The organism is Streptomyces muensis (assembly GCF_021474425.1).
Lineage (GTDB): Bacteria > Actinomycetota > Actinomycetes > Streptomycetales > Streptomycetaceae > Streptomyces > Streptomyces muensis.
Map to the genome: position 1 here is coordinate 1 of NZ_JAKEIP010000584.1, position 1,237 is coordinate 1,237.

General features: G+C 71.3%; 2 protein-coding genes. One reads left to right on the forward strand and one right to left on the reverse strand.

Translation table 11 applies throughout. From position 1 onward, the window contains the following. A partial coding sequence (locus L0P92_RS44525) for an ABC transporter permease (RefSeq protein ID WP_234768822.1) occupies window positions 1–823 on the reverse strand: 823 nt, incomplete at its 3' end. Between the two features lie 176 nt (window positions 824–999). Here L0P92_RS44525 and L0P92_RS44530 point away from each other — a divergent pair. Continuing rightward, a partial coding sequence (locus L0P92_RS44530) for a PHP domain-containing protein (RefSeq protein WP_234768823.1) occupies window positions 1,000–1,237 on the forward strand: 238 nt, incomplete at its 3' end.

A 1,237-nucleotide genomic window follows, 5' to 3' on the forward strand; every position in this document is an offset into this window, starting at 1 on the left:
GCAGTGGGGGTGGGAGGGCGCCGCCTGCGCTGGGGTTGCCCAGGATGACGACGATCAGGATGACCAGGCCGATTCCGGCCAGGCCGAAGATGGCCTGGAAGGCGAGGGTGGCCGCGCCTACCGCGAAGACGATCAGGGCGCCGGTGCCCCAGAGGGCGGCGATGCTGCCGGGGAGTGCGCCCAGGACGGGGCCGACGATGAGGGCACCGCCGAGTCCGGCCACGACGGCGACCGCGGCCATGGCGATGAGGCGGATCAGTGAGCGTCTCGGGGTGGGGCGGCCGGCGCCCGAGCTGATCGTCATGATCGATGCGCAGAGGTAGCCGCCGACGCACCAGCCCACGGTCACGTAGAAGGACGTGAGGCCGCTGGCGTCGTGTCGGTCGGCCGGGGCCACGTCGATGGTGCGCAGGGTGCGGGCCTCGGATCTCTCCAGGGGGGTGAGGAGGGTTTCCAGGGTGGTGGCCAGGACCCGGCCGGCTCCGGTGGCCACCAGGAGGGTGTCGGTGGTGCCGGTGGGGTTGACGAGGAGGGCGCCGTCGATGTCGCGGTTGAGGATCTGGTGGCGGGCTGTTTGCTCGTCGGGGACCGTGCGGGGGGACAGGGGGTCGCCGGGCAGGCCTTCCAGGCGGTCCACCGTCTGCTGGGCGGCCACCTCGGGGGCCACGACTCCGAAGGGGACGTTCCTGGGCTTCGGGTCGTGGAGGGCGCCCACGTAGGAGGCGATGAAGAGCAGGGCGAGGGCGACCACGCCGGTCACGAGCAGGGTGGCTCGGGGGGTGACGGCGTCCTTCACTTCGGCGAGGAAGGGGCTGGGGGGCATGCCCCCACGGTCGGGGGCTCGGGGCGTTTGTGCAGGTGGGAGGCGGCCGAACGGATGTCGTACTAATGTTCGAGAACGGTCCGGAGATGGTCTATGGTGGGGGTGGGGGAGTTGGGAACTGATGTTCGAGAGTTGGTGTCCGGCCGGGTCTCGGGAGTGTGAGTCGGGAGGTGCGTGTGTCCGGGTTCACGCATCTGCACACCGTCTCCGGGTTCTCCCTGCGGTACGGCGCCTCGCACCCGGAGCGGCTGGCCGAGCGTGCCTCCGAGCGGGGTATGGACGCCCTGGCTCTGACTGATCGGGACTCGCTCGGTGGAGCGGTTCGGTTCGCCAAGGCCTGTGCGGCGGCGGGGGTGCGGCCGTTGTTCGGTGTGGAGCTGGCCGTGGAGGAGTTCGCGTCCGGGGTCTCGGGGG